The sequence below is a fragment of the Pseudomonas sp. P4_C3 genome, from assembly GCF_056402075.1.
This window is the reverse complement of the sequence record NZ_JBFUIC010000422.1, coordinates 1-3,021: the sequence shown is the minus strand read 5'-3', so window position 1 is coordinate 3,021 and position 3,021 is coordinate 1. Positions and strand designations below refer to the sequence as shown.

Annotated in this window: 4 protein-coding genes; 3 read left to right on the top strand and 1 reads right to left on the bottom strand. The window is 59.7% G+C overall.

Features of this window, described 5'->3' with window-relative positions:
* On the bottom strand, window positions 1-546 hold a 546-nt coding region (wecB, locus tag AC1DVH_RS28775), incomplete at its 3' end, for a non-hydrolyzing UDP-N-acetylglucosamine 2-epimerase (protein WP_477756634.1).
* 371 nt (window positions 547-917) lie between these two features.
* Here wecB and AC1DVH_RS28770 point away from each other — a divergent pair.
* From AC1DVH_RS28770 to AC1DVH_RS28760, 3 genes are all read left to right on the top strand, one after another.
* The gene (locus AC1DVH_RS28770) at window positions 918-1,766 is read left to right on the top strand and encodes a transporter substrate-binding domain-containing protein (protein WP_477756633.1); all 849 of its coding nucleotides are present in this window, start codon (window positions 918-920) and stop codon (window positions 1,764-1,766) included.
* Between the two features lie 51 nt (window positions 1,767-1,817).
* The gene (locus AC1DVH_RS28765; RefSeq protein WP_108217292.1) at window positions 1,818-2,480 is read left to right on the top strand and encodes an amino acid ABC transporter permease; all 663 of its coding nucleotides are present in this window, start codon (window positions 1,818-1,820) and stop codon (window positions 2,478-2,480) included.
* Window positions 2,481-2,488: 8 nt separating this feature from the next.
* Window positions 2,489-3,021 (top strand): amino acid ABC transporter permease (locus AC1DVH_RS28760; RefSeq protein ID WP_477756632.1); only part of this gene is annotated, 533 nt, incomplete at its 3' end.

Sequence of the window (3,021 nt, the reverse complement as noted above, 5' to 3'; positions counted from 1 at the left end):
CATCCATACCAACGCATCAATCACCGTATTACCGGTGACCTCAATGTTGGCCTTGGACACACCTTCGCGCAGCAGGTTGTCTTCGTTATTGGCGGTCGGCGCGAAATGCAGGTCGGCGATGACCCCGGTCAGGTGCCGGTTGGCTTCCTCCGGCCAGGGTGCGCGCAAGTTCCCGGTACGCAAACCCGCCTCGACGTGGCCGATGGGCAACTGGCGATTGAWGGCGGCGAGGGCGGCAATGAAGCTGGTGGTGGTGTCGCCGTGCACCAGCACGATATCCGGTTGCACCCGCTCGTAGGCTTTGTCGAGCTGCCCCAGCAATTGTTCGGAGAGGCCGTTGAGCGTCTGGCCCTGGGTCATCACCTGCAAGTCTTCATCGACCGTCAGTTCGAACGAGTCGAGGACCTGCTTGAGCATTTCCCGGTGCTGGCCAGTGGAGCAGATGTTCAGGGTGATACCTGGCCAATTACGCAGGACCCGCGCCAAGGGCGCCATCTTGATGGCCTCCGGACGCGTACCGAAAACCATCATGACTTTAAATGACATCAACCCTCCTGGGACCGCACGCGCCGGATACGTCGCGGCTGCTAAAACCGGCTATTTCTCGGACATAGAATAAAGCAGTCGGATGGGGCGTTGTCCAATGAACTGCACTGGCTCGCAGTTCTTGCTTCGAATGGGTTCATCTGCGCCCGGTTGTGAACCAGATACCCGCCCTTTGTAGCCAACGGTAGCGGTCAGGAGGCCGTGCGTTTGGTAACGATTYTTCCTGTTTGCATGCATCCCCCTGATTCAAAACAAATTTCAATTTCGCTCACATTTCCTCCACATCCGGTGGCACACTTTCTGCTGTCTATTCCGTTGTTACATACATAGTTCCGGTATAGCGGAATAAACATCACCCTGGAGTGCTTGCCATGCATCGCCGACCTTCCTTGTTCACAGCATGTGTTTTTCTGTTCGCAGCCTCTGCCGCTGCCATGGGCGTGGCCCAGGCAGCAGACAGCAAGCTCGATAGCGTTCTGGCCCGCGGCAAACTGATTGTAGGCACCGGCAGCACCAACGCGCCGTGGCACTTCCAGGGCGCGGATGGCAAGTTGCAAGGCTTTGATATTGATATCGGGCGCATGGTGGCCAAGGGCTTGTTCAACGATCCGAGCAAAGTCGAGTTCGTGGTGCAGTCGTCCGACGCACGTATCCCCAACCTGCTGACCGACAAGGTCGACATGAGCTGCCAGTTCATCACCGTGACGGCCAGCCGTGCCCAGCAAGTGGCGTTCACCCTGCCGTACTACCGCGAAGGTGTCGGCCTGCTGCTGCCGGCGAACAGCAAGTACAAGGAAATCGATGACATGAAAGCCGCCGGTGACAGTCTCACCGTGGCGGTGCTGCAAAACGTCTATGCCGAAGAACTGGTGCACCAGGCGCTACCCAAGGCCAAGGTCGATCAGTACGACAGCGTGGACCTGATGTACCAGGCCGTGAACTCCGGCCGCGCCGACGCAGCGGCCACCGATCAGTCTTCGGTGAAGTACCTGATGGTGCAGAACCCTGGCCGTTATCGCAGCCCGGCCTACGCCTGGAGCCCGCAGACCTATGCGTGCGCGGTCAAGCGCGGCGACCAGGACTGGCTGAACTTCGTCAACACCACCCTGCATGAAGCCATGACCGGCGTTGAGTTCCCGACTTACGCAGCGTCGTTCAAGCAGTGGTTCGGTGTGGATCTGCCAACGCCGGCGATTGGCTTCCCCGTCGAATTCAAATGATTCCGTGAGAGTGGGGCGATTTGAGTCGCCCCGCTCAAGGTACTTCTGACCATGAACTATCAGTTGAACTTTGCCGCCGTCTGGCGCGATTTCGACACCTTGCTGGCGGGGCTCGGTATGGGCCTTGAACTGGCGCTGGTGTCGATCGCCATCGGCTGCGTGATCGGCCTGATGATGGCGTTTGCCTTGCTGTCCAGGCATCGCGCATTGCGGGTGCTGGCGTCGGTGTATGTCACGGTGATTCGTAACACGCCGATCCTGGTGTTGATCCTGTTGATCTACTTTGCGTTGCCGAGCCTGGGGATCCGGCTGGACAAGATCCCCTCGTTCATCATCACCCTGTCGCTGTATGCCGGGGCGTACCTGACTGAAGTGTTTCGCGGCGGCTTGCTGAGCATTCCCAAGGGTCTGCGAGAAGCAGGGTTGGCCATTGGCCTGGGCGAGTGGCAGGTCAAGGCCTACGTCACCGTGCCGGTGATGCTGCGCAATGTGTTGCCGGCCCTGTCGAACAACTTCATTTCGCTGTTCAAGGACACTTCGCTGGCGGCCGCGATTGCCGTACCTGAGCTGACCTATTACGCGCGCAAGATCAATGTCGAGAGCTACCGGGTGATTGAAACCTGGCTGGTGACCACGGCGCTTTATGTGGCGGCCTGTTACCTCATTGCCATGATGCTGCGTTACCTCGAACAGCGTCTGGCGATTCGCCGATAGGAGGCCCCATGTACGAATCCCCCAGTTGGTTGCATGAGTTGTGGGTGGCGCGGGAAGTGCTGTGGCAAGGCTTCCTGACCAGCGTCCAGGTGTCGGTGCTGGCGATTTTGCTCGGCACACTGGTTGGCGTCGTCGCCGGGCTGGTGCTGACCTACGGCAAATTCTGGATGCGCGCACCGTTTCGTTTTTATGTCGATGTGATTCGCGGCACGCCCGTGTTCGTGCTGGTGCTGGCGTGCTTTTACATGGCGCCGGCGCTGGGCTGGCAGATCAGCGCGTTCCAGGCCGGTGCGCTGGGGCTGACGCTGTTCTGCGGCTCCCATGTCGCCGAGATCGTGCGCGGTGCCTTGCAGGCCTTGCCGCTTGGGCAGATGGAGGCGAGCAAGGCCATCGGCCTGACGTTCTACCAGGCCCTCGGTTACGTGTTGTTGCCCCAGGCGCTGCGGCAGATTCTGCCGACCTGGGTCAATTCGTCGACCGAGATCGTCAAGGCCTCGACCCTGTTGTCGGTGATCGGCGTTGCCGAGTTGCTGCTCAGCAC